Source organism: Stappia sediminis (assembly GCF_009826895.1).
GTDB lineage: Bacteria > Pseudomonadota > Alphaproteobacteria > Rhizobiales > Stappiaceae > Hongsoonwoonella > Hongsoonwoonella sediminis.
Genome location: NZ_WUMV01000007.1, coordinates 244,919 through 270,018 on the forward strand (window position 1 = coordinate 244,919; position 25,100 = coordinate 270,018).

Annotated in this window: 19 protein-coding genes; 9 read left to right on the forward strand and 10 right to left on the reverse strand. The window is 61.2% G+C overall.

Features of this window, described 5'->3' with window-relative positions:
• The first annotated feature begins 217 nt into the window (after nt 1–217).
• The 6 genes from GR183_RS15455 (at nt 218) to GR183_RS15480 (ending at nt 10,054) form a co-directional block, all read left to right on the forward strand.
• On the forward strand, nt 218–1,621 hold the full coding sequence (locus GR183_RS15455) for a CmpA/NrtA family ABC transporter substrate-binding protein (protein ID WP_160776553.1): 1,404 nt from the start codon (nt 218–220) through the stop codon (nt 1,619–1,621).
• Between the two features lie 73 nt (nt 1,622–1,694).
• Nucleotides 1,695–2,783, forward strand: coding sequence for an ABC transporter permease (locus tag GR183_RS15460; RefSeq protein WP_208999871.1), 1,089 nt, complete (start codon nt 1,695–1,697; stop codon nt 2,781–2,783).
• 9 nt (nt 2,784–2,792) lie between these two features.
• The gene (locus tag GR183_RS15465; protein ID WP_160776554.1) at nt 2,793–4,553 is read left to right on the forward strand and encodes an ABC transporter ATP-binding protein; all 1,761 of its coding nucleotides are present in this window, start codon (nt 2,793–2,795) and stop codon (nt 4,551–4,553) included.
• A 4-nt stretch (nt 4,554–4,557) separates the two neighbouring features.
• Complete coding sequence (nirB, locus tag GR183_RS15470) at nt 4,558–7,005, forward strand: nitrite reductase large subunit NirB (protein WP_160776555.1); 2,448 nt, start codon at nt 4,558–4,560, stop codon at nt 7,003–7,005.
• Nucleotides 7,002–7,346 (forward strand): nitrite reductase small subunit NirD, encoded by a 345-nt coding sequence (nirD, locus tag GR183_RS15475; RefSeq protein ID WP_160776556.1) that lies wholly within the window; start codon nt 7,002–7,004, stop codon nt 7,344–7,346. Before nirB ends, nirD begins: the two co-directional genes overlap by 4 nt.
• A gap of 11 nt (nt 7,347–7,357) precedes the next feature.
• Nucleotides 7,358–10,054, forward strand: coding sequence for a nitrate reductase (locus tag GR183_RS15480; protein ID WP_160776557.1), 2,697 nt, complete (start codon nt 7,358–7,360; stop codon nt 10,052–10,054).
• Between the two features lie 12 nt (nt 10,055–10,066).
• On the opposite strand, the gene GR183_RS15485 is transcribed toward GR183_RS15480, so the two are convergent.
• The 9 genes from GR183_RS15485 to urtA form a co-directional block, all read right to left on the reverse strand.
• The gene (locus GR183_RS15485) at nt 10,067–11,347 is read right to left on the reverse strand and encodes a TRAP transporter large permease (RefSeq protein WP_160776558.1); all 1,281 of its coding nucleotides are present in this window, start codon (nt 11,345–11,347) and stop codon (nt 10,067–10,069) included.
• A gap of 3 nt (nt 11,348–11,350) precedes the next feature.
• Nucleotides 11,351–11,983, reverse strand: coding sequence for a TRAP transporter small permease (locus tag GR183_RS15490; RefSeq protein ID WP_202396123.1), 633 nt, complete (start codon nt 11,981–11,983; stop codon nt 11,351–11,353).
• Nucleotides 11,940–12,920 (reverse strand): C4-dicarboxylate TRAP transporter substrate-binding protein, encoded by a 981-nt coding sequence (locus GR183_RS15495; protein ID WP_160776559.1) that lies wholly within the window; start codon nt 12,918–12,920, stop codon nt 11,940–11,942. The genes GR183_RS15490 and GR183_RS15495 overlap by 44 nt, the downstream gene beginning before the upstream one ends.
• 35 nt (nt 12,921–12,955) lie before the next feature.
• Nucleotides 12,956–13,651 carry a GntR family transcriptional regulator gene (locus GR183_RS15500; RefSeq protein ID WP_160776560.1) on the reverse strand — a complete coding sequence of 232 codons (696 nt, stop codon included), beginning with the start codon at nt 13,649–13,651 and terminating at the stop codon, nt 12,956–12,958.
• Nucleotides 13,652–13,912: 261 nt separating this feature from the next.
• On the reverse strand, nt 13,913–14,608 hold the full coding sequence (gene urtE, locus GR183_RS15505; protein WP_160776561.1) for an urea ABC transporter ATP-binding subunit UrtE: 696 nt from the start codon (nt 14,606–14,608) through the stop codon (nt 13,913–13,915).
• Nucleotides 14,609–14,611: 3 nt separating this feature from the next.
• The gene (urtD, locus tag GR183_RS15510; protein WP_160776562.1) at nt 14,612–15,361 is read right to left on the reverse strand and encodes an urea ABC transporter ATP-binding protein UrtD; all 750 of its coding nucleotides are present in this window, start codon (nt 15,359–15,361) and stop codon (nt 14,612–14,614) included.
• Between the two features lie 4 nt (nt 15,362–15,365).
• A complete protein-coding gene (urtC, locus tag GR183_RS15515; protein WP_160776563.1) occupies nt 15,366–16,538 on the reverse strand; it encodes an urea ABC transporter permease subunit UrtC in 1,173 nt (390 codons plus the stop codon).
• Nucleotides 16,535–18,151 (reverse strand): urea ABC transporter permease subunit UrtB, encoded by a 1,617-nt coding sequence (urtB, locus tag GR183_RS15520; protein WP_160776564.1) that lies wholly within the window; start codon nt 18,149–18,151, stop codon nt 16,535–16,537. Before urtB ends, urtC begins: the two co-directional genes overlap by 4 nt.
• Nucleotides 18,152–18,238: 87 nt before the next feature.
• Nucleotides 18,239–19,537 carry an urea ABC transporter substrate-binding protein gene (urtA, locus tag GR183_RS15525; RefSeq protein WP_376765776.1) on the reverse strand — a complete coding sequence of 433 codons (1,299 nt, stop codon included), beginning with the start codon at nt 19,535–19,537 and terminating at the stop codon, nt 18,239–18,241.
• 360 nt (nt 19,538–19,897) lie between these two features.
• On the opposite strand from urtA, the gene GR183_RS15530 reads away from it, so the two are divergent.
• Both GR183_RS15530 and GR183_RS15535 read left to right on the forward strand, forming a co-directional pair.
• Entirely contained in the window at nt 19,898–21,400 is a 1,503-nt protein-coding gene (locus tag GR183_RS15530) for an alpha/beta hydrolase (RefSeq protein WP_160776565.1), read from the forward strand.
• 114 nt (nt 21,401–21,514) lie between these two features.
• Nucleotides 21,515–23,650, forward strand: coding sequence for an adenylate/guanylate cyclase domain-containing protein (locus GR183_RS15535; protein WP_160776566.1), 2,136 nt, complete (start codon nt 21,515–21,517; stop codon nt 23,648–23,650).
• 42 nt (nt 23,651–23,692) lie between these two features.
• On the opposite strand, the gene GR183_RS15540 is transcribed toward GR183_RS15535, so the two are convergent.
• Nucleotides 23,693–23,980 carry a hypothetical protein gene (locus GR183_RS15540; RefSeq protein WP_202396124.1) on the reverse strand — a complete coding sequence of 96 codons (288 nt, stop codon included), beginning with the start codon at nt 23,978–23,980 and terminating at the stop codon, nt 23,693–23,695.
• A 232-nt stretch (nt 23,981–24,212) separates the two neighbouring features.
• Between GR183_RS15540 and GR183_RS15545 the strand changes: the two genes are divergently transcribed.
• Nucleotides 24,213–25,055, forward strand: a complete 843-nt coding sequence (locus GR183_RS15545; RefSeq protein WP_160776567.1) for a shikimate dehydrogenase family protein — start codon at nt 24,213–24,215, stop codon at nt 25,053–25,055.
• Nucleotides 25,056–25,100: the final 45 nt, after the last annotated feature.

The window sequence follows — 25,100 nt, forward strand, 5'->3', positions numbered from 1 at the left end:
TTGAAAAAATCTCCCTGAACCAAATTTGGCACGCTTGCTGCATTAAGTTTTGCGGACCTTCGACAGGTCACGAGATTACGTCCAACGAGGGGCGTTCAGGCGAAGCCGCCAGACGGACACCGCGCGAAATCCGCGCCGGTTGATCCACGTCTGGCGGCTTTTTTGTTTGGCAGGTTTCCCCGGCGGCCTCCCACCGCCGACACATCAGGAGGGGAAAATGAACACGTTCAGGAAGGCATCCTTCACCCGGCGCGCCGTGCTCGCGGCTGTGAGCGCCATCGCCATCGGCGCATTCGCTCCCGGAGCGACGCATGCGGAATGGCTCGATGTCGAGAAGGACGAACTGACCTTCGGCTTCATCAAGCTTACCGACATGGCCCCGCTCGCGATCGCCTACGAGAAGGGCTTCTTCGAGGACGAGGGCCTTTACGTCACGCTGGAGGCGCAGGCCAACTGGAAGGTGCTGCTCGACCGTGTCATCACCGGCGAGCTTGACGGCGCGCATATGCTCGCCGGCCAGCCCCTTGCCGCGACGATCGGCTTCGGGACGCAAGCGCATATCGTCACGCCCTTCTCCATGGACCTGAACGGCAACGGCATCACCGTCTCCAACGAGGTCTGGGAAATGATGAAGCCGCATATCCCCACAGGCGATGACGGCAAGCCCGTTCACCCGATCAAGGCGGATGCGCTGAAGCCCGTCGTCAACAAGTTCAAATCCGAAGGCAAGCCCTTCAACATGGGCATGGTCTTCCCCGTCTCCACGCATAACTACGAGCTTCGCTACTGGCTGGCGTCGGGCGGCATCCATCCGGGCTTTTATTCTAAGTCGGACATTTCCGGCCAGATCCAGGCGGAGGCGCTTCTGTCGGTAACGCCTCCGCCGCAGATGCCTGCGACGCTGGAGGCCGGCACCATCCATGGCTACTGCGTCGGCGAGCCGTGGAACCAGCAGGCGGTCTTCAAGGGCATCGGCGTGCCCGTTATCACCGACTACGAGATCTGGAAGAACAATCCGGAAAAGGTCTTCGGCCTGACCAAGAAGTTCACGGAGGAAAACCCGAAGACGACGCTCGCCATCACCAAGGCGTTGATCCGCGCCGCCAAATGGCTTGACGAGAACGACAACGCCAACCGCGCCGAAGCGGTGGAGATCCTCTCGCGGCCCGAATACGTCGGCGCGGATGCGGAGGTCATCGCCAACTCGATGACCGGCACCTTCGAATACGAAAAGGGCGACAAGCGCGACGTGCCGGATTTCAACGTCTTCTACCGCTACTTCGCCACCTATCCCTACTACTCCGACGCCGTCTGGTACCTGACGCAGATGCGCCGCTGGGGCCAGATCGCAGATCACAAGGACGATGCCTGGTACGACGAAGTCGCCAGATCCGTCTACCGGCCTGACATCTACCTGGAAGCGGCGAAGATGCTGGTCGAGGAAGGCCACGTTGCGGAAGAAGACTTCCCCTTCGAGACGGACGGCTACCGCGAGCCGACGGACGCGTTCATCGACGGCGTGCCCTTCGATGGCCGCAAGCCGAACGAATACATCGATGCGCTCCCCATCGGCCTGAAGTCCGGTCAGACGGTCGACGGCAACGAGGTCGTCGGCGGCTGAACCCGCAGCGATCACGGCGCGTGCGGGCCTCTCCCGGACGCGCACATCCCCAAGAGTTTACGGACATACGCCCATGACCAACGCCACCGACCTCATGACCGGCGAAGCGGATGCCGCGCGGCTTGCGCGCAAGGAACGCCTCTTCGCCCGTATCAACAAGGCCGCCCGCTGGCTCGATGCCCTCGGCCTTGCCTGGATCACGCCGATCCTGAAGATCGCCGCCGGCGACAATCCCAAGGAACAGCTTGGCGAGTTGAAGCGCGTCCTCGTCATCCCGCTCGTCGGCATCGGCCTGTTTCTCGCCGCATGGGGCATTCTCGCCCCGCAGGTGCAAACCTCGCTCGGCGCCATTCCGGGGCCCGCTCAGGTCTGGGACCAGGCGGTCAATCTCTGGAAGGATCACAAGGACGAACGCGCCAAGGCGGCGGATTTCTACGAGCGCCAGGAAAAGCGCAACGCGAAGTTTACGACCGAAGGCCACCCGGAGCGCGTGAAGTGGCGCGACTACACCGGCAAGCCCACCTTCATAGACCAGATCGCGACCTCGCTTCTCACCGTCGGCCTCGGCTTCCTGATCGCAACCCTCGTCGCCGTCCCGCTCGGCATCGCCTGCGGCCTGTCGCAGACGGTCAACGGCGCGGTGAACCCGCTCATCCAGATCTTCAAGCCGGTCTCGCCGCTCGCCTGGCTGCCGATCGTCACGATGATCGTCTCCGCCCTTTACGTCGACACGAGCGAGGCGCTGCCGAAGTCGCTGGTGATTTCCGCCGTCACGGTCACGCTCTGCTCGCTCTGGCCGACGCTCATCAACACAGCCCTTGGCGTCGCCTCCATCGACAAGGATCTCGTCAATGTCGGGCGCGTGCTTCAGCTATCCACGCCCACGACGATCCGCAAGCTGGTGCTGCCGTCGGCTCTGCCGCTCATCTTCACCGGCCTTCGCCTATCGCTTGGCGTGGGCTGGATGGTGCTGATCGCGGCCGAAATGCTCGCTCAGAACCCGGGCCTTGGAAAGTTCGTCTGGGACGAATTCCAGAACGGCTCTTCCCAGTCGCTCGCCAGGATCATGGTCGCGGTGCTCACCATCGGCATCATCGGCTTCCTGCTGGACCGGATCATGTATGCGCTCCAGTCCGCCTTCACCTTCTCCGCCAACCGCTGAGGTCTCCCCATGAGCTTTCTTGAAATCTCGGGGCTGTCGAAAAGCTACGGCGAAGGGGCGGCCCGCACGCAAGTGCTTTCCAACATCAACCTGAAGGTCGAGGAAGGCGAATTCATCGCCATCGTCGGCTTTTCCGGCTCCGGCAAGACGACGCTGATCTCCGCGCTTGCAGGCCTCGTTACGCCGGATGAAGGCGGCGTCATCATGCACGGAAAGGAAATCGGCGGTCCGGGTCCGGAACGCGGCGTCGTCTTCCAGTCCTACTCGCTGATGCCGTGGCTCACGGTACAGGGCAACGTGGCGCTCGCCGTCGACAGTGTGTTTTCGGAGAAGCCGAGAGCTGAGCGGGAGAAAATCTGCCGCCGTTATATCGACATGGTAGGCCTCTCCCACGCCGTTGACCGCAAGCCTTCGGAGCTTTCGGGCGGCATGCGCCAGCGCGTCGCGGTCGCCCGTGCCCTCGCCATGCAGCCTGAGGTGCTTCTGCTCGACGAGCCGCTTTCGGCACTCGACGCCCTCACCCGCTCCAAGCTTCAGGACGAGTTCGCCGCGATCTCGGAGCAGGAGAAGAAGACCATCATCCTCATCACCAACGATGTGGACGAGGCGATCATCCTGGCCGACCGTATCCTGCCGCTCGATCCCGGCCCGAAGGCGACCCTCGGTCCGTCCTTCAAGGTCACGCTTCCCCGCCCGCGCGACCGTTCGGCCATGAATTCCGATCCGGAGTTCATCCGGCTGAGGAGCGAGGTGACGAACTACCTCATCTCCGCCGGTGCCGAGCGCGAGACGGCGAACGAGCGGGAGATCGTCCTGCCGAACGTCGTTCCGATCACCCTGAAGGGCTCCCGGGAAAGACTGCCCGCCGCTTATGAGAAGGCGGCAACCTCACCCATCGAGGAGCGTTTCGTCGAATTCAGCCAGGTCAGGAAGGTCTACCCGACGCCGAAGGGGCCGCTGACCGTCGTCGACGGTTTCGACCTGAAGATGAAGAAGGGCGAATTCGTCACGCTGATCGGACATTCGGGCTGCGGAAAGTCGACCGTCCTTTCCATGGTGGCGGGGCTGAACGATATCACCTCGGGCGCCGTCATTCTTGACGGGCGCGAGGTTGCAAAGGCCGGGCCGGATCGCGCCGTCGTCTTTCAGTCACCTTCCCTCATGCCGTGGCTGACGGCGAAGGAGAATGTCGCCCTTGGCGTCGACCGCGTCTACCCGAATGCGCAACCCGCCGAGCGCAAGGACGTTGTCGAATATTATCTCCAGCGCGTCGGACTGGGCGACGCCATGGACCGGATGGCGTCCGATCTGTCGAACGGCATGAAGCAGCGTGTCGGCATCGCCCGCGCCTTCGCGCTTTCGCCGAAGCTCCTGCTTCTGGACGAACCCTTCGGAATGCTCGACAGCCTCACCCGCTGGGAGCTGCAGGACGTCCTCATGGATGTCTGGGCACGAACCAACGTCACGGCGATCTGCGTCACCCATGACGTCGACGAGGCGATCCTCCTCGCCGACCGGGTGGTGATGATGTCGAACGGCCCGAACGCGAAGATCGGCAACGTCATGGATGTCAGCCTGCCGCGCCCGCGCTCGCGAAAAGAGCTGCTCTCCCACCCGGACTATTACGCCTACCGCGAGGAACTCCTCGATTTCCTGGAGGCCTATGAGGGCGGCGCGAACCCGAGCGCCGAACAGCTTGAATCGATCGGCAAGAAGCGGGCGGCGCGGATCGCCCGCCAGAACGAAACGCGTCTTGCCGCAGCGGAGTGAAACCATGACCGAGAAACTCGTCATCATCGGCAACGGCATGGCGCCCGGGCGGATGCTTGAGCATCTTTTCGAATGCGCGCCGGATGCCTATCGGGTCACCATCTTCAACGCCGAACCGCGCGTCAATTACGATCGCATCCTGCTCTCGCCCGTCCTTTCCGGCGAAAAGAGCTTCGAGGAAATCGTCATTCACGGCGATGGCTGGTACATCGACCACGACATCACCCTCTACAAGGGTCACAAGATCGTCGAGATCGACCGGGCGGCGAAGACCGTGCGTTCGGAACACGGCGAAGTCGCTTCCTACGACAAGCTGGTGATCGCCACCGGTTCCGCGCCCTTCATCATTCCGGTTCCCGGCAAGGACCTTGCCGGCGTCCTCACCTACCGCGATCTGGATGACGTCGAGGCCATGATGCTGGCGGCGAAATCGCGCGGGCGGGCGGTCGTCATCGGCGGCGGCCTGCTCGGCCTTGAAGCCGCCGCCGGCCTTCAGGCGCAAGGAATGGATGTTACCGTCATCCACCTGATGCCGACGCTCATGGAGCGTCAGCTCGACCCCGCCGCCGGCTATCTCCTTCAGCGCGAGCTTGAAAGCCGGGGTATCAGCGTTCTCACCAAGGCAAGCACCAGGGCGATCCATGGCGAAACCCGCGTGCAATCCGTGGAACTGGAAGACGGAACAGTGATACCCGCCGATCTCGTCGTCATGGCGGTCGGCATCCGTCCCAACGCGCAGCTTGCCGGGGAAGCCGGCCTTGAGGTCAATCGCGGCATCGTCGTCGACGCCCGCATGCAAACGTCCGATCCCGACATTCTGGCGCTTGGCGAATGTGCGGAGGTGGGCGGCGCGACCTATGGTCTGGTCGCACCCCTTTACCAGATGGCCAATGTCGCCGCCCGCCACCTTGCCGGCGATATCGGTCCGGTCTTCGCCGACCAGTCGACGGCGACGCGGCTCAAGGTCACCGGCGTCGATCTTTATTCCGCCGGCGATTTCGCTGAAGGAGAGGACCGCGAAGAGATCGTGCTCCGCGATGCTTCCGCCGGCGTCTACAAGCGCCTCGTTCTCAAGGAAAACCGGATTATCGGCGCCGTGCTCTACGGCGAGGCCGCCGATGGACCGTGGTTCTTCGACCATATCCGAAACCGCACCGACATCTCGGATATGCGCGAAACGCTGATCTTCGGCCAGGCCTATCAGGGAGGGGCCCCACTGGACCCTACGGCGGCCGTTGCAGCCTTGCCGGATGATGCGGAAATCTGCGGCTGCAACGGCGTTTGCAAGGGAAAGATCGTCGGCGCGATCGGCGAGAAGGGCCTGACCTCGCTCGACGACGTCCGCGCCCACACGAAGGCATCCGCCTCCTGCGGCACATGCTCCGGCCTTGTCGAGCAGCTTCTGTCGGTCACGCTGGGGGACGCCTACAACCCGCAGGCGGTCAAGCCCATGTGCGGCTGCACCGACCTCGGCCATGGCGATGTACGTCGTCTCATCAAGGCGAAGGAGTTGAAGTCCATTCCTGCCGTCATGCAGGAACTGGAGTGGAAATCCTCGCACGGCTGCGCCAAGTGCCGCCCGGCGCTCAACTACTACCTCGTCGCCGACTGGCCACAGGACTATGCCGACGATTACCAGTCGCGCTTCATCAACGAGCGTGTGCATGCCAACATCCAGAAGGACGGCACCTATTCCGTCGTTCCGCGCATGTGGGGCGGCGTCACTTCGGCCACGGAACTGCGCGCCATCGCCGATGTGGTCGACAAGTTCGACATCCCGACGGTCAAGGTCACCGGCGGCCAGCGCATCGACATGCTCGGCGTCAGGAAGGAAGACCTTCCCGCCGTCTGGGCCGATCTTGGCAAGGCCGGTTTCGTTTCCGGCCATGCCTACGCCAAGGGCTTGCGCACGGTGAAGACCTGCGTCGGCTCCGAGTGGTGCCGCTTCGGAACGCAGGATTCAACGGGGCTGGGCATCCGCATAGAGAAGTTCATGTGGGGTTCCTGGACGCCTGCGAAGGTCAAGATGGCCGTTTCCGGCTGCCCGCGAAACTGCGCGGAAGCGACCTGCAAGGACGTCGGCATCATCTGCGTCGATTCCGGGTTCGAGATCCATTTCGCGGGTGCCGCCGGTCTCGATATCAAGGGCACGGAAGTCCTCGGCCTCGTGAAGACGGAGGACGCGGCGCTCGAGCATATCGTGGCGCTCGTCCAGATGTACCGCGAGCAGGGCCACTACCTTGAGCGCATCTACAAGTGGGCGAAGCGCGTCGGCATCGATGAGATCAGGGAGCAGATCCTGAACGATCCCGAGCGCCGCAAGGCCTGGTTCGACCGCTTCGTCTTCTCCCAGAAGTTCGCACAGGTCGACCCCTGGTCGGAGCGCGTTTCCGGCAAGGACAAGCACGAGTTCAACCCCCTTGCCACTCTCACCTTGGAGGCGGCGGAATGAATATGGCCGTACAATCCTTCATTGAGATCGGCCTGCTTGCCGACATTCCCCGCCTTGGCGCGCGGTGCGTCAGGACGCCGGAAGGCCGCATCGCCGTCTTCCGCACCGCCGATGACGAGGTCTACGCGCTCGAGGACCGCTGCCCGCATCGCGGCGGCCCCTTGAGTCAGGGTATCGTCCACGGTTCCTCCGTCACCTGCCCGCTGCACAACATGGTCTTTTCGTTGAAGACCGGAGAGGCGGAGGGTGCCGACGAGGGGCAAGTGCGCACCTACCCCGTGAGGATAGAGGGCGAGCGCCTGCTCCTTCATGTCGACGCGCTGCGCGCGCTTGGTGCCTGAGGAGGAGCATCGTGGCGAAAGAGGTCAAGACCACCTGCCCCTATTGCGGTGTCGGCTGCGGCGTGATCGCAAGCGTTGCCGATGACGGCGCGGTCAGCGTTCGCGGCGATCCCGATCATCCGGCCAATTTCGGCAGGCTCTGCTCCAAGGGCTCGGCATTGGCCGAGACCATCGATCTCGACGGGCGTCTGCTCGAGCCGGAAGTGAACGGCAAGAAGGTCGGTTGGGATCGGGCATTGGATCTGGTCGCAAGGCGGTTCTCCGAAACGATTGCCGGGCACGGGCCGGACTCTGTCGCCTTCTATCTTAGCGGACAGCTGCTGACCGAGGATTACTATGTCGCCAACAAGCTGATGAAGGGCTTCATCGGCTCCGCCAACATCGACACCAACTCGCGGCTGTGCATGGCCTCTTCCGTTGCGGGACATCGCCGCGCCTTCGGCTCCGATACCGTTCCGGGCACCTATGAGGATCTGGAGCTGGCCGACGTAGTTATCCTCGTCGGCTCGAATCTGGTATGGTGTCATCCTGTTCTGGCGCAGCGTTTGGCTGCCGCAAAGGAAGCTCGACCGGAGATGAAAATCGTCCTGGTCGATCCGCGCCGGACGATGACTGCCGACCTCGCCGACCTTCACCTGGCGATCAGGCCGGATTCCGACGCGGCACTCTTCAACGGCCTTCTGGGCATCCTGAATCACCCTGATTGCCTCGAAGAGCATCCAAATTCGCCCGTTGGGAATTCTCCTCATCTCGACCGCGATTTCATCGAAAATCACACTTGCGGGTTTGAGGAGGCGCTAGCGGCGGCGGGCTGTCCGGACCTTGACGAGATCGCTCATGCGACAGGCCTGAACGTTCGAGAACTATCTGATTTCTACAGCCTTTTCCTGAAGAACGAAAAGACGGTCACGGTCTACAGCCAGGGCGTCAATCAGTCGGAAATCGGCACGGACAAGGTCAATTCCATCATCAACTGCCATCTCGCGACGGGCCGCATCGGCAAACCCGGCATGGGGCCGTTTTCCGTCACGGGACAACCAAACGCCATGGGCGGCCGCGAGGTCGGCGGCCTTGCCAATATGTTAGCTGCTCATATGGCAATCGAGAACCCTGAACATCTTGAAATCGTTCAAGGTTTCTGGAACTCGCCAACGATTTCCTCAACGCCCGGCCTCAAGGCGGTAGACCTTTTCAAGGCGGTGAAGTCCGGAAAAATCAAGGCGCTCTGGATCATGGCGACCAACCCGGTCGACAGCATGCCGGAAGCTGATGACGTCAAGGCAGCCATCGTCGCATGCCCCTTCGTCGTCGTCTCTGATGTCCTTGAAAAAACTGACACTTTAGAGTTAGCCCACGTCAAGCTGCCTGCCGCTGCCTGGGGCGAGAAAGACGGTACGGTCACCAATTCCGAGCGCCGGATTTCCCGCCAGCGCCCCTTCCTCCCCCTTCCCGGCAGCGCCCACCCTGATTGGTGGATCGTTACGGAAGTCGCCCGGCGCATGGGCTTCGCCTCCGCCTTCGATTACGACGGCCCGGCGGAAATTTTCGCAGAACATTCAAGGCTTTCCGCCTATCGTAACAACGGCGATCGCGACTTCGACATAGGCGCTTACGCCGAAATCGACCGGCAAGCCTATGATGGCCTGCAACCGTTCCAGTGGCCTCAACGCGCTGGAGAAGTCTCTGAAACGAAACGCTTTTTTGCCGATGGGGCCTTCTACACCGCCGACGGGCGCGCCCGCTTCGTTCCGGTATCGGGCAAGGTTCCGGACCGCCACGACCCGGACTATCCCTTCACGCTCAACACGGGCCGCGTTCGCGACCACTGGCACACGATGACGCGGACGGGGAAAGCCGCGCGCCTGTCCTCGCATATGGCGGAACCGTTCGCCGAGCTTCACCCTGACGATGCCTCCGTTCTCGGCATTGCGCCGGCGGAACTTGTCCGTCTGATAAGTTCGAGGGGCGAGGTCATTGTCCGTGCACTTGTCACCGACCGCCAGCAACCCGGATCGATCTTCGTTCCTATGCACTGGACCGACCAGTTCGCCTCCAAAGGCCGCATCGACGCTTTGGTGAAAGCCCGCACCGATCCGTATTCCGGCCAGCCAGCCTCGAAGAACGCGCGCGTTCGCGCCGAACGTTTTGCCGCAAGTGCCTATGCCTTTGCAATCCTTGCAGAAAAACCAAACACGATCCCGGCGGATTATTGGGCCCTTGCCCGCTGCAATGGCGGTTTCAGGGTCGAAATCGCAACGTCAGGCGATGCTCCGGACTGGTCATCCCTGCTGCAAGATTGGTGCAAGAACCCGGATGCCGAGATGCTCTCCTACCGCGACAGCCATTCGGGTGAGGAACGTTTCGCGCTCTTTGCCGGAGCAAAGCTTCTCGGCGCGATTTTCGTGGCCCGAAATCCCGTCGCGGTTTCAAGGAGCTGGGCGGTCGAACAGCTTGAAACACCCCACGAAGACACGCGCCAACGTTTCGCCGTCATCGCCGGAAGAGCGGGCGCGGACCAGCCGGACAAAGGCCCGATCGTCTGCTCCTGCTTCGGCGTCGGCGCCAGCCAGATCGTGCGTGCTGCCGGTTCCGGCTGCCACAACGTCGAGACAATCGGCAAGTCATTGAAAGCAGGTACGAATTGCGGCTCCTGCCGGGCCGAAATACGAAGCATTCTGCAGGCGCAGCTTCCAATCGCCGCCGAATAAGCGCCGCCCATTTTAGCCGAACGCCCAATTGGGCAGGAAGAGCACGAGCCCGGGCACGAAGAGCAGGAGAGCGACAAGCGCAAGGATCGCAACGAGGAAGGGCGCGCTTTCCTTGATGTATTGCTCAAGCGGCGTGTCGAGCAGGCTGCAGACCGTGTACATGGCAACGCCGACCGGCGGCGTCATCGACCCGAGGGTGACGATGGTCATCATCAGTATACCGAAGTGAACCGGATCGACACCGGCCTTCTGGATGACCGGCACGAAGATCGGCGTCAGCAAGAGAACCAGTATCGTGCTCTCGAAAAACAGGCCCGCCACGAAGAGCGAGATGAGAATGACCGCTACGATGACATGCGGATTGGTGAGGTTGGAGAGCATGTAGCCTGCAACCTCCTGCGGAACCTGCAGGAAGATGATGGCAAAGCCGATCATGCCCGACATCAGGATGATCAGCATGATCAGTCCGATATCCGAAAGAGCGTGGCCGAACGCACGCTTGATCGCCTCGAACGTCAAGACCTTGTGGGCGAACCGGCCGACACAGATGGCGTAGACGACGGCAAAAGCCCCCACCTCCGATGGAGTGAACAGCCCTCCCCGGATCGAGGCGATAAGGAGCACGGGAAAGAGCAGCGCCCATTTCGCGTTCCATGCGACCTTGCCCAGCGCCCCCAGCGTCGGCTTCTCGCTGTCCTCGATCACGTAGTTGCGCTTTTTGGCGACCAAATAGGCTGCGACCATCAGGAACAGCATCATCAACAGGCCCGGCACGATGCCCGCCAGAAAAAGCCGCCCGATGGAAACCTGACCGACATAGCCATAAAGGATCAGGCCGATACTGGGCGGGATCGTTGCGGTAATCAGCGAACTCAGCGCGATCACCGCCGACGTGTAGCCCTTGGAATACTTGTGATTGATCATCTGCGGGCCGAGGACACGCGCCTGCATGGCGGCATCCGCCACGGCCGATCCGGATACCCCGCCCATCAGCGTGGAAAGGATGATGGAAACCTGCGCCAGCCCGCCGGTGAGCCAGCCGACGGAAACCCGCGAAAACCGGAACAGACGGTCGGTAATGTCGCTTTCGTTCATCAGGTGCCCGGCAAGGACGAAGAACGGAACGGCAAGAAGGGGAAAGCTCTGGGATACGGTCGCGATCTTCTGCACGCCGATCGAAAGCGGCATGATGTCGGAGGTGAGGAAAAAGACAAAGCCCGCGATACCGATGGCGAAGGCGACCGGCGCTCCCAGGACCATCAGAACGAAGAAAACGAGCGCGATCAGTCCCATGGCTCAGATCTCCGCCGGGGCTTCGTCGGTTTCGGCGCTGGTGCGGGTGAAGACCAACTGCCCGTCGAGACGTGCCTGACGCCAGGAGGAAACCACGTTGGAGATGATCGAGGCCGAAAGCATGATGCTGCCGGCCGGCACCGCGATCGTGACCCAGGCATAGGACAGGCCGCTGTCGCCGAACTGCCGCTCCCAGTTCAGTATGGTGAGCTTGTAGCCTTCAACCGCCAGAACGGAAAGGAACGCCACGAAAACCACCGCCAGCGCCGTCTCCAGAAGCAGACGGTGACGGTGGCCAAGCAGACGGACGAGATAATCCACGCCGAGGTGCGCGCGCTGGCGCATGGCCCGGGTCGCGCCGATGAAACAGAGCCAGATGAACAGGAGCTGGGCGAGGTCCACCGACCAGATCAGCGGGTTGCCGAAAAAGCGCATCACGGCCGCGATGAAGACGAGCCCGGTGATGACCGCAAGCAATATGCCGCCGACGACGAATTCGACCTTCCCCAGAACGCCTGGCATCTGTCCCTCTCCGAAATATCCGAAATGGCCGGAGCGGCTATTATCCGCCCCGGCATTGCGCCAGCGCGATTCATTCAGCGGCGAGCGCCCGAAGCTTGTCTCGAAGATCGCCATATCCCAGGTCGTCGTAGACAGTGGCCGTCGCCTCCTTGAAGGGCGTCACATCGACCTCGCGAACCGAAATACCCTTTTCGACGAGCGCGCTTTCGATGCCGGCAAGCGAGTCCCTGGTGCCATAGGAGGCAATGTCGCCAGCTTTCAGGGCTTCGTCGCGCAAGATCTTCTGCAGATCCTCCGGCAGGCTGTCGAACCAGGCGCCGGACGTGACGATACCCGTGATCAGGTTGATATGCCCGGTCTTGGTGATATGCGTGATCACCTCGTCGAGCTTCGCGCCGACGATTGCCGGGAACTGGGCTTCCGCCCCGTCGATGACGTTTGAGGAAAGGGCGGAATATACCTCGCCCCAGGGCATGGGTGTCGGCGTTGCGCCCATCGCGCCGATCGTTCCGGTCCAGACGGGCGCTCCCGGCGTGCGCATGCGGATGCCATTCAGATCGGCCGGGACGTTGATCTCCTTGTTGGTGAGCAGATGCCGCTCGCCCTGCCACCAGTTGAAACTCAGGACCTGCAGGCTGGAGCCGTCATGCAGCGCCTGCACCCATTCCTCGAACATGTCGGAGGTGACGACCTTGCGGATGCCATCATAACCGGACGCGAGGAACGGGGCGCCGAGGACGCCGAATTCCTTCTGGAAAACCGCGAGGCGGCCGCCGTCGACCACGACCGCGACCGGCGCGCCGGCGCGCGCCTGCTCGAGAACGTCCTCGTCGGGACCGAGCTGGGAATTGGGGAATATCTTGATTTCCATCCGCCCGCCCGAGGCATCGGCCACATTGGCCTGGAACGCTTCAAGGCCCTTGTACAGCGGGTCCGTGGTGGCAAGCGCCGTGTTGACACTCAGCGTATAATCGGCGGCCCATGCCCCGGTGGCGATGAAACTGGCGGCCAAGCCCGCCAGCAGCGCATTGCTGAACTTTGCAATCGACATCACATTTCCTCCCAGGTGTTCGCAGACGGGCGCGCTCACACGCCCGAAGTGTCGAAAAGCTCCGGCTTTTCCTCTGCGATAGCCGGCAGATCCTTGAGGATCTCCCGGAGGTGCATCCGCATTGCGGTTTCCGCCGCAACCGGATCGCGCCGGGCGATCGCCTTCGCGATCGCCTCGTGCTGTTCAAGCAGCTGATGCATTGGAAACTTGAAAAGACTGAGATAGCGCACGCGGTCCATCTGCGCCTTCAGCCCCTCCACCATCGCCCAGACGCCGGATTTGTTCGCGGCTTCCGCGAGTGTGCGGTGGAACAGCTCGTCAAGTTGAATGAAACGGTTGGCATCTTTCGATGCCGCCTCGCGCTGCAGGGCAAGCTGCCCCTTGAGTTTCGCATCGAGAGATTCGTCATGCTTTTCCGTGACGAGCCTGACAATATCCGCCTCGATCGCCTCGCGCACGAAACGCGCGTCCATAACCGCCGATGTCGAGATCTTGCGGATGTAGGAACCCCGCTGAGGGCGCACATCCATCAATCCTTCTTCGGAAAGTTTGATGAAAGCCTCGCGCACGGGTTGCCGGCTGACCGAATAGTTCGCGGCTATTTCGGACTCCGAGACGCGCGTTCCCGGTGGCAATTCGTTGTGAATGATCCGCTCGCGCAGGATCGCGTAGATTTGCGGTCCGACGGGTGCGCTCTGCACGATCGTCCGGGCGGCGGCGATTGATGCCATTCTCTCATTCCTCCCGACAATATGTTTAGCAACATACTTGTATACTAGTCAACATTATTCCGGCCCGCCACTTCTTGAACGTGACAGCTGAATGGGCCATCCATCGCGGAAATTTACGAGGTAGCACGCCAGACAACATGCGTCTGCCAGCGGATCATGCCGACGAAAGCGGATTTGCGGAATTGATGAAGGCCGTGAACGGGTCCGTCAACGACATGATAACCGCACTCATGGATGGGGCGATGGTCCGAACCCGATGTTTCAGACGGTGAGATGCGCCCTGATCTCGGGATCGTCCAGCGTGTCGGCTTCACCCGAATGTACGATTAGCCCCCGGTCCATGATGTAGACTTCATCGGCCAGTTCCCGACAGAACTCGAGATACTGCTCGACGAGCAGGATCGACATGCCCTGCTCGTCGCGAAGAAACCGTATGGCCCGTCCGATATCCTTGATAATCGACGGCTGGATTCCTTCCGTCGGCTCATCCAGAACAAGCAGCTTTGGGCGTGAAACCAGCGCGCGGCCGATGGCCAGCTGCTGCTGCTGGCCGCCGGAAAGGTCTCCCCCTCGCCGGCGCAGCATATCCTTCAAGACGGGGAAGAGCTCGAAGACGTAAGGCGGTACGCTGCGAGCGCGAGACGGGAGGCCCGCATAACCTGTCATCAGATTCTCTTCGACTGTCAGAAGCGGGAATATTTCGCGCCCCTGCGGCACGAAGCCGATACCGAGCCGCGCCCTGTCGTAGCTGCGTTTCGGGCCGAGTTCCGCACCCTCGAACGTGATGTACCCGCCGGATAGCGGATGATGGCCGACAATCGCGCGAAGCAGGCTCGTCTTGCCCACGCCATTGCGACCGAGCACACAGGTGATCCTGCCATCGTCCGCTTCGAGCGATACGCCGCGCAGCGCTTTCGCCGCTCCGTACTGAAGGGTGGCATTTTCAACGGCCAGCATTTTCTAACGCCCCAGATAGACTTCGATCACCCGCTTGTCGGACGAGACGTGGTCGAGGCTTCCTTCCGAAAGGACGGAACCTTCGTGCAGGCAGGTCACCTTCACGTCCAGCTCGCGGACGAAATGCATGTCGTGTTCGACGACGACGACGGAGTGCGTTGCCGCAATCTCGCGAAGGAGCCGTGCGGTTTCTTCCGTTTCCGCGTCCGTCATGCCCGCGACCGGTTCGTCGACGAGCAGAAGCTTCGGGTCCTGCGCGAGCAGCATCCCGATCTCCAGCCACTGCTTCTGGCCGTGGCTGAGATTTGCGGCCACATGCTCCCTGCGATGGCCAAGGCGGACAATCTCCAGGATCTCGTCGATCCGCCTGGCACGCCCGGAACTTTCCCTGGCAAACAGCACGCTGAAAACGTCGCGCGGTGCCGCCAGCGCAAGGCTCAGGTTATCCGCCACCGTAAGGCTTTCGAACACAGTGGGCTTCTGGAATTTCCGCCCGATGCCGAGTGTCGCGATATCCGCCTCGTCGTGCCTGGTAAGGTCGATCGTCCCGTTGAAGTAGACATCGCCCTCGTCCGGCCTCGTCTTGCCGGTAACGATGTCCATCATCGTCGTCTTTCCGGCTCCGTTCGGGCCGATGATCGCCCGCATCTCCCCGCGCTTGAGGACGAAGGAAAGGTTCTGGATCGCCTTGAACCCGTCGAATGCGACGCTGACGCCGTCGAGGTAAAGAATGGTGCCGGCTCTCTCCACCATGATGCTACTCCGCTCCCACCGGGGTGGGTTCCGCAGCAGAAGCAGCCTCGGCCTCTTCAGCCTTTTCCGCCTGCCGCTTCTCGCGGCGCCTGCCGATGTGGTCCTGAAGCGTCCCCACAATGCCCTTGGGAAGGAAAAGCGTTACGAAGACGAAAAGGCCGCCTAGGGCGAACAGCCAGAATTCAGGCAGGACACCGGTGAACCAGCTCTTGCCGCCATTGACGAGAAGCGCGCCGATGATCGGCCCGATTATGGTTCCTCGCCCCCCGACCGCCGTCCAGACGACCACCTCGATGGAATTGGCCGGCGCGAATTCGCCAGGATTGATGATGCCGACCTGCGGCACGTAGAGCGCACCCGCCACGCCGGCCATGACGGCGGACACCGTGAACGCGAAAAGCTTCACCATCTCAGGCCTGTAGCCGAGGAAGCGGGTGCGGCTTTCGGCATCGCGCGAGGCGATCATCAGCTTGCCGAAGTGCGAACCGGTGATCCGCGCGGTTATGATAACGCCGATTGCGAGCGCAACGGCACTTGCCGCGAAAAGGGCCGCGCGCGTCGTGTCCGCCTGCACGTCGAAGCCAAGAATATCCTTGAAGTCGGTCAGACCGTTGTTGCCGCCGAAGCCCATATCGTTGCGGAAGAAGGCGAGCATGAGCGCATAGGTCATCGCCTGCGTGATGATGGAGAGATACACGCCCGTTACGCGGCTTCTGAAGGCGAACCAGCCGAAAACGAAAGCAAGCATGCCCGGCACGAGCGCGACCATGACCATTGCGAACCAGAACTGGTCGAAGCCATGCCAGTACCAGGGCAGTTCCTTCCAGTTCAGGAACACCATGAAATCGGGCATGACCGGATTGCCGTAGACACCGCGCGTGCCGATCTGGCGCATGAGGTACATGCCCATCGCATATCCGCCGAGCGCGAAAAAGGCTCCGTGGCCGAGCGAGAGAATGCCGCAGAACCCCCAGACGAGATCGAGCGCCAGCGCCAGAAGCGCATAGGTCAGGTATTTGCCGAGAAGCGCCACGATATAGGTCGGCACATGCAGCGGATGCGAGGGATCGAGCACAAGGTTGGACACCGGCACGGCGACCCCGGCGGCGAGAATGAGAACGATCGTCGCGATGATCCGGCCTTCCAGGCCGTTTCGGGCCAGATATCCTGAAATCATGCTTCCACCGCCCTTCCCTTGAGTGCGAAGAGCCCGCGCGGCCGCTTCTGGATGAAGAGGATGATGAAGACGAGAACGAGGATCTTGCCGAGCACCGCGCCCGCGTAGGGTTCGAGGAACTTGTTGGCGATGCCGAGCGTCAGCGCGCCGACGAAGGTACCCCAGAGATTGCCTACCCCGCCGAAGACGACGACCATGAAGGAATCGATGATGTAGCCTTGTCCCAGGTTCGGCGAGACGTTGTCGATCTGGCTGAGCGCGACGCCGGCAAGCCCGGCAACGCCGGAGCCGAGCGCGAATGTCATCGCGTCAACGCGCGGCGTGCGGATGCCCATGGCCGCCGCCATGCGCCGGTTTTGGGTAACGGCGCGCATCTGCAGGCCGAAGGACGTGCGGTTGAGCACGAACAGCAGCACCGCGAAAACGGCAAGCGCGAAGAGAACGATATAGAGCCTGTTCCAGGTGATCGTGAGTTGTCCGATCTCGAACGCGCCCGACATCCAGGACGGCGACCCGACCTCCCTGTTGGTCGGCCCGAAAATCGTGCGCACCGCCTGCTGAAGGATCAGCGACACTCCCCATGTGGCGAGAAGCGTTTCGAGCGGACGCCCGTAGAGAAAGCGGATGATGCCGCGTTCTAGCGCATAGCCGATCGCGCCTGCGGTCAGAAAAGCAAGCGGCAGCGCTATCGCCAGCGACCAGTCGAAAAGCCAGGGCGCGCTTGTGCGGATAATCTCCTGCACGACGAAGGTGACATAGGCGCCGATCATCACCATCTCGCCATGCGCCATGTTGATGACGCCCATCACGCCGAAGGTGATCGCAAGTCCGATGGCTGCAAGAAGAAGGACGGAGCCGAGCGAAAGGCCGTACCAGACGTTTTGCGCCATCGCCCAATAGGATTGCACACGCTCCACCCGGGCGATCGCCCGGTCGACCTGTTCCCTGAGTTCGCCTGTCGCCTGTCCCCTGAAGCCCAACAGCAGGCTGAGGGCATCCTGAGTGCTGATCGCGGCAACGGCGGTAATCGCTTCCGATTTTTCCGCATCCGGCCGCTCGGAAACAAGGATCGCGGCGGCACGCGCGCGCATCATGCCGGCGGCGACTTCGGGATCGGTTTCCTTCTCGAGCGCGGCCTCGATCGCCGGCAAGGACGACGCATCGGGATTTGAAATGAGCGTGCGCGCTGCCCTCAGCCTTGCCGCTGGATCGGGAGAGCCAAGCGCAAGACCGCCGATCGTATCGCGGATCAGCCTGCGCAGGCCGTTATTCACGCGGATTTTCGAAAGAGCGCGCTTTCCCTCCTCGCCGACCATTTCCCCCGTGAGGGGATCGATGATCGTCAGCGTTTTGCCGCGTCCCGAGACGATGAAGACCTGATTGTCGGATTTCCTGACGTGAAGATCGCCTTCCGAAAGCGCGCGCAGCACGGGCACCACGGCAGGATCGCCCGTCGCACCGAGTTCTGCGACTATTTCCTCGGTCTGGTTGAAATTCCGCGCTTCGGCGAACGAGTTGACGATTTCCCGAAGCGGCTTTTCCTGGGAATGAGCCACACCGGCAAGCGACAGGATAATGGCAACGGCGAATGTGAGCGGTCCCGCAAGGCGCATGATCTGATCGCAGTTTTTCTAGGATGACTGGCTTGCGGACGGGCGCATCAAGCGCCCGTCCGCACCGCTACCGAAAAGGCGTAAGCGTCAATCGACGCCCTTGCCCCCGCATTTGCCCGTTTCGGTATTGAAGTTGCCGCAGGACATCGGCGCGCGCCAATCGGCGATAAGCGGCCTTGAATCCGGCAGGTAGTCGGACCATTCGTCGCCGACGACGAGGCCGGAGGTTTCCCAAACCACCTCGAACTGACCGTCTTCCTGGATCTCGCCGATCAACACCGGCTTGGTGATGTGATGGTTCGGCATCATCGCCGAATAGCCGCCGGTGAGGTTCGGCACGGAAACGCCGACGATGCTGTCGATCACAGCGTCGGGATCGGTCGTGCCAGCCTTCTCAACCGCCTCCACCCACATGTTGAAGCCGATGAAGTGGGCCTCCATCGGATCGTTCGTCACGCGGCTCTCGTCACCAATGAAAGCATGCCAGGCGTCGATAAATTCGGCGTTCGCGTCCGTGTCGACGGACTGGAAATAATTCCAGGCGGCGAGGTGACCGACGAGCGGCGCCGTGTCGAGGCCGGCAAGCTCTTCCTCGCCGACGGAAAACGCGACGACCGGAATATCCTCGGCCTTGATGCCCTGGTTGGCCAGTTCCTTGTAGAAGGGAACGTTGGCGTCGCCGTTGATGGTGGACACCACGGCGGTCTTCTTGCCCGCCGAGCCGAAGGTCTTGATGTCGGCTACGATCGTCTGCCAGTCGGAATGCCCGAATGGCGTGTAGTTGATCATGATGTCCTCGGGCGCGACACCCTTGGACTGGAGATAAGCCTCGAGGATCTTGTTCGTCGTGCGCGGATAGACATAGTCGGTGCCGGCAAGCACCCAGCGCTCCACGCCCTCGACATCCATCAGGTAGTCGACCGCCGGGACCGCCTGCTGGTTTGGCGCGGCACCCGTGTAGAAGACGTTTCGCTGGCTTTCCTCGCCCTCATACTGGACGGGATAGAACAGAAGGCCGTTCAATTCCTCGAAGACCGGGAGCACGGACTTGCGCGAAACGGACGTCCAGCAGCCGAAAACCGCGGCAACCTTGTCCTTTTCGATAAGCTCGCGCGCCTTTTCGGCAAAAAGGGGCCAGTCGGAAGCAGGGTCGACCACGACGGCCTCCAGCTTCTTGCCGAGAACGCCGCCCTTCTTGTTCTGCTCTTCGATGAGCATCAGCATGGCATCCTTGAGCGTCGTCTCGGAGATCGCCATGGTTCCGGACAGCGAATGAAGAATGCCGACCTTGATGGTATCCTCGGCTTTCGCCGTACCGACCGCGAACGACATCGCAAGCGCTGCCGACAGCGCCGCGACGCTTGTTTTTCTATGATGACCAGTCATTTGACCCTCCGGCTGAATTGTTTGCGTCACAAGACAGAGCAAGGAGCGGGCCAGAGCGGATATTGCCTCATCCGATTTAAGAAAAGCTGATTGGTAACAAACAATTAGTAAAATCTGCGATCTTCTCGAAAAGGAAATAAGATCGACATCTTTGTCACCCTAGTGCAATGCATTAAGGCAAAACTCGAACAACCTGCACAAATAGAAAGCAATAGAGAAATATGCCTATTTATTCGCCAGAATTACCTTCGGTTCGCGTCCGGACGAATGCGGCATTGAAACCCCGCCTTCCGAAGTGAAACGATACCGCGTCTTCATTTGCACCAGCTTGTTGGCGGGTGACGAGCAATCGGAGTTTTTATGCCGACAAATCCCCCCCGCGCCCGCTGGCGCCGATTGCGGTTCCTCGCACTCGCCCTTGCTTTCGCAATGCTCGGCGGCATTGCCGCACTGGCAGCCGTCGCGGTTATCGTTTTGAACAACAAGCCGGACCTGAAGGTCTGGCATACGCAAATCCTTGCGGATGAATTCAAGGCCGGTTCCGGCATTTCGGATCTTGAAGCATACCTTGCGCTGGAGGAGCGCCTCTTCGCCGAACTTCGCGATCGCATCTACAACCGGATCGACGAAGCGGACCGAACGCCGGTAAACCGCTTCAACGCGGGAAGCATGTCCGATCCCGCCAACCCGCGCCAATGGCCGCGGAACTGGAACAGGACATTCGAGCTTGAGGCGGGAAATCCACGGTTCAGCGTGCTCTTGCTGCACGGGCTGTCGGACAGCCCCTACAGCCTGCGCAGCCTGGGCACGATGCTGCACGAAGAAGGCGGGCATGTCCTCGGCCTGCGCATTCCCGGGCACGGAACCGCGCCGAGCGGCCTTGTCGAAACCACCTATGAAGATATGGCGGCCGCCGTCCGTCTTGCCGTGCGCCATCTCCATGACGCGAACCCCGGTCTGCCGATCATCATTGCGGGGTATTCCAACGGCGGCGCGCTTGCGGTGCATTACACGCTGGAATCGCTTGCGAACGAGGCGCTGCCCCAGCCCTCGGGCCTTGTGCTTCTGTCTCCGGAAATCGGCCTGTCTCCGATCGCGGCCTATGCGAAATGGCAGGCGCGCATAGGCCATTGGATGGGCCTGGACAAGCTCGCCTGGAACTCCGTGGAACTGGAATACGATCCTTTCAAATACGGCTCATTCGCCGTCAATGCAGGCGACCAAGCCTATCGCCTGACGGCGGCGATCCAGGCACAGATCGACGATCTTCAGGCAAGCGGAGGATTTGCCTCATTTCCCCCCACGCTGGCTTTTCAATCGGTCGCGGACGCGACGATCTCGGCTCCCGCCCTCGTCACGAACTTCTTCGACCGGATACCCGACGGCAATCATGAGCTAGTCGCATTCGACGTAAATCGCGTTTTCGAGACCGCGAGCTTGCTTCGCGAGCCTTTCGATACGGCATTCCTGTTCGACCGGAACAGCCGCCCCGGATATGCGGTCTCGCTCGTCACCAACCGTAACGCCGAGAGCCGCGAAGTCGTGCTGAAGACCCTCCTTCCCGGCGAAACGGACACGAGCCAAACGGATCTTGCGCTTGAATGGCCAGAAGCCGTTTATTCGCTCTCCCATATTGCTTTGCCCTTTTCCGCCGACGATCCAGCGTATGGAAACGGGCAGAGTTCCAACAAGCGCCGCTTCAGCCTGGGCAGCCTTGTTCTTCGCGGCGAAAACCGCACACTCGCATTGCCTAATTCAGCAATGACCCGGCTGCACTGGAACCCATTCTTTCCTTTTCTGGAAATACGAATGCGCCATTTCGCGAATGATATTGCATCGCGGCCGACGGGCGCCACGGACTGACGGCGACCGCACCACATGACAGGCGCGTCGCAATAGGCACGCACGCACGGAAAGTGGCGCTTCCCAAACGTTTCAGCAATAATCCGGGCCGGCCGGAATGTGCGGGATGAAACCTTGAGGATACGCCTTCACATAGGGGTAGCGGCGGCATTTACGCTTCTTACCGTCATCATGATCGGTGCGACGGTCGCCTATCTTTATTTCAATCATCGCAATCTCGCGCTGGAGACCGCCCGCGAGGACATGGTCGCCGCACGATCGGGCGCCATTGCAGATCTCATGAGCATCATCGTCCCCACGGGCGAGACGGTTGCCACAACCGCGAAGCTGGTAGCGACATTCCCGGAAGGGGTCCGCACCTTGGACGGTATGGGCATCCTCTATAGCGAGATCAGAAATATCGAACACTTTTACGGCCTGCACATCGGCTTTGAAGAAAACGGAGCGTTCTATCAGGTCGTCAAACTGCCTCCCGAAGCAAAAACATTTGGCCCGGACGATTTCCCCATACCGGAGGGAAGCCGTATCGTCCTTCGCCGCATCGACGGACCGGCGGGGGAGATGGTTGAAAACTACATCTTCCAGTCCGAATGGGGCCGGATAACCGGCACCGTGCAGGGCAAAGCCGCCTACGACCCGCGGACGCGGCCATGGTACAAGGCAGCACAGAAGCGTGACGGCATCCACGCCACGAATTTCTATCTCTTCGAAAGTACGGGCCGTCCCGGCGTTACTTTCGCCCATCGCATCCTTGGCAAGGACGGCAGGCTGATAGGGGTCGTGGGTGCCGACCTGACGCTGAACGGCCTGGTGCGAATCTTAAACGACATGCGCATCGGCGAGGAAGGGCAGGTGTTCCTGCTTGATCGCGACGACCGCCTGATTGCCCACACCGGAACACGCCGGGAAGGCGAAGGGCTGAAGTTCGCCGGCATCGAAACCCGGCAGGAAATCGCGGTCGAAGACCCGCTCGTAGCCGAAGCGATCTCCGACTGGCTTGAAAACCGGAGGGAGTTCTTCGACTTCTCCCATGGCGAAGACGGGCGCGTCTTTATCGGATCGGCGGGGCCGATCCCGAAAGTCTTCGGCGTTTATCCAACGCTCGGGCTCGTCGTTCCGGAAGACGAATTCGTTGGTGCGATCAAGCAATCAACGCAAAGGGTGCTGCAGATGAGCGCGCTCATTCTGGTAATCGCGATAGCGCTCACGGTTTTCGTCGCCCGGCTCCTGAGCAAGCAACTGCGGCGCGTTGCCGAGGAAGCCGGCCGCATCAGCAATTTCGAGCTGGAGGACGACTTCACCCTCAAATCGCACATTCAGGAAGTCAACGAGCTGAGTACGGCGGTCACAAACATGAAGACGGGCCTGCGCGGTTTCGGCGCCTATGTGCCGACCGACCTCGTTCGCGCGATCGTCTCAAGCGGCAAGGGCGTGTCGGTCGGCGGTACCGCCCGGGACCTGACGCTACTCTTTTCGGACATAGAGGGGTTCACGGCAAAGACCGAAAGCCTCGACCCGGAAATCCTGATGGGCGAGCTTTCCGCCTATTTCGCAATGATGGAAAAGGAGATTTCCGCGCATCACGGCACGGTCGACAAATACATGGGCGACGCCATCATGGCGCTCTGGAACGCTCCGCACGAAGACCCTGAACATGCGGTCAACGGATGCCGCGCAATGCTTGCCTGCAAGGCCGCCGAACGAAAACTCAACGGCGACGGGGCCCACTCTCATCTGGTGCCGGTTCGAACCCGGTTCGGGCTGCATTCAGGCCCTGTCGTCATTGGAAACGTCGGTTCGCTCAGCCGCATGCAATATACCGCGCTTGGCGCGACGGTGAACCTTGCCTCGAGGATCGAAGGGTTGAACAAGCGCTACGGAACCGACGCACTGGTAACCCAACCGGTGGTCGAGCGCGTCGGCGAAGTCTTCGTTTTCCGCGAAGTCGATACTGTGTCGCCGGCCGGAACGACGCATCCGATCAAGGTCTTCGAGTTGATCGGCGAAGGCCGTGGAGGAACCGCATTTCCCGTGAGCGAGGACCAGTATCGGGAGTTGGCGGAATGGAAGGCCTGTCACACGCTTTATCTGGAGCGTAGATGGCAGGAGGCGCTCGCGGCGTTCGAAGCCCATCTTGGCCAGGCCTCGACACCTGCTCTGGTGGAGGCATATATCTCGCGCTGCCGGGCCTTCATCGCCAATCCACCGCCGCCGGACTGGAACGGCGTGGTCGAATTCACCACCAAATAGCCCGCGCCGCCCACATTTTCGCAGAAGACAGGAACTGAGGGCTCATTCAATCTTTTCGATTTCAGCCGCCATATCAGGAACAAGCTTGACCCGATACGTTGCATCCTCGCACTCCAGATCCCAAACCTCTTCATCGGGCTTTGAAAGATTTTCCTCCTTCGTGGCGCTTTGAGGTTCGTCGCAGGTGTGCCCCTGGTCGCGAACCTGAGCCGCAAGCAGGTTCTTCACGTCTTCCACATCGCTCGTCTGCGCGTTTGCGACCAGCCCACCGAAGCTGGAAAAGAGTCCGAAAACTGCCGTCGACAGAAGGAAAATCGATATCCGGCTCATAAACTCACTCCCGATCAGATAGCATCTTTCCGTAAGGTTATCATAAAGCGGCAAGTTCACATCGAAACCACTACGCTTCACCGACCGCCATCTGATGGCATGATCGGGAAGCCTTGTTGGGCCATATTGATTCTGAAGCGATTTGCGATCATGAAAACAACTCTGTTTTTATGGAAAGCGGTCTTCGCGAACCGCGCCAAAGCGCATTGAACTCGATCGGGGCAAGCTTCGAATGACGCAATCGATTTCCGGGCACACCAGGCTCATCGCCCATCTCGGCGTTCCGACCGAGAGCTTCAAGGCCCCGATGATCTACAACCCCTATTTCGAGGAAAAGGGCATCGACGTCGTCGTGATGCCAATGGGCTGCGAAGCGGAAGACTTTCCGCAATTTCTGCGCCTCCTCTTCCGTTTGCGCAACGTAGCGGGCGCCCTCGTCACCATGCCTCACAAGGTATCGACCGTGGCACTGCTCGATGAAGCAAGCACCGCGGTCAAGGTCTGTGGCGCGTGCAATGCGGTCAGGCGGGACGAAGAAGGCCGGTTGATCGGCGACATGTTCGACGGTGAGGGTTTCGTGCGCGGCCTCCAGCGCAAGGGACGCATAATCGATGGCGCATCGGCGATCGTCTTCGGCTCCGGTGGAGTCGGTTCCGCGATAGCCGCCTCGCTCGCGAATGCGGGTGCTGCGCGGCTCGCGCTGTTCGATACCCGCCCTGATTCAGCGGAAAAACTGGCGGCCAGCCTCAAGGCGCACTATCCGGCGATCGAGATCGAAACCGGAAGCGACGATCCCGCGGGCTTCGATATCGTGGTCAACGCAACGCCGATCGGCATGAACCCGGCCGATCCGCTGCCGATGGATGTCGGCCGGATCGCGCCTGAAGCCTTCGTCGGCGAAGTGGTGATGAAACAGGAAGAAACCCCGTTTCTCGCCGCCGCCCGCGCGAAGGGCTGCAAGACGCAGGTGGGAACGGATATGCTCTTTGAGCAGATACCTGCCTATCTCGAATTCTTCGGCCTGCCCTCGACGACGCCCGAAGAACTCCGGCGCCTTTCGCGCATCCGTTACTGACTGAAAATACAATTCCTTCAAAGTGCGGCGGACGTTGACGCAACG

Coding starts and splice junctions, on each gene's coding strand:
- urtD (WP_160776562.1), bottom strand. CDS start 15,361: ATGGTGGAGAGAGCCGGCACCATTCTTTACCTCGACGGCGTCAGCGTC.
- GR183_RS15545 (WP_160776567.1), top strand. CDS start 24,213: ATGACGCAATCGATTTCCGGGCACACCAGGCTCATCGCCCATCTCGGC.
- GR183_RS15495 (WP_160776559.1), bottom strand. CDS start 12,920: ATGTCGATTGCAAAGTTCAGCAATGCGCTGCTGGCGGGCTTGGCCGCC.
- GR183_RS15465 (WP_160776554.1), top strand. CDS start 2,793: ATGAGCTTTCTTGAAATCTCGGGGCTGTCGAAAAGCTACGGCGAAGGG.
- GR183_RS15490 (WP_202396123.1), bottom strand. CDS start 11,983: ATGGCGATCTTCGAGACAAGCTTCGGGCGCTCGCCGCTGAATGAATCG.
- GR183_RS15460 (WP_208999871.1), top strand. CDS start 1,695: ATGACCAACGCCACCGACCTCATGACCGGCGAAGCGGATGCCGCGCGG.
- GR183_RS15540 (WP_202396124.1), bottom strand. CDS start 23,980: ATGAGCCGGATATCGATTTTCCTTCTGTCGACGGCAGTTTTCGGACTC.
- urtE (WP_160776561.1), bottom strand. CDS start 14,608: ATGCTGGCCGTTGAAAATGCCACCCTTCAGTACGGAGCGGCGAAAGCG.
- nirD (WP_160776556.1), top strand. CDS start 7,002: ATGAATATGGCCGTACAATCCTTCATTGAGATCGGCCTGCTTGCCGAC.
- GR183_RS15500 (WP_160776560.1), bottom strand. CDS start 13,651: ATGGCATCAATCGCCGCCGCCCGGACGATCGTGCAGAGCGCACCCGTC.
- GR183_RS15455 (WP_160776553.1), top strand. CDS start 218: ATGAACACGTTCAGGAAGGCATCCTTCACCCGGCGCGCCGTGCTCGCG.
- urtA (WP_376765776.1), bottom strand. CDS start 19,537: ATGACTGGTCATCATAGAAAAACAAGCGTCGCGGCGCTGTCGGCAGCG.
- nirB (WP_160776555.1), top strand. CDS start 4,558: ATGACCGAGAAACTCGTCATCATCGGCAACGGCATGGCGCCCGGGCGG.
- urtB (WP_160776564.1), bottom strand. CDS start 18,151: ATGCGCCTTGCGGGACCGCTCACATTCGCCGTTGCCATTATCCTGTCG.
- urtC (WP_160776563.1), bottom strand. CDS start 16,538: ATGATTTCAGGATATCTGGCCCGAAACGGCCTGGAAGGCCGGATCATC.
- GR183_RS15530 (WP_160776565.1), top strand. CDS start 19,898: ATGCCGACAAATCCCCCCCGCGCCCGCTGGCGCCGATTGCGGTTCCTC.
- GR183_RS15485 (WP_160776558.1), bottom strand. CDS start 11,347: ATGGGACTGATCGCGCTCGTTTTCTTCGTTCTGATGGTCCTGGGAGCG.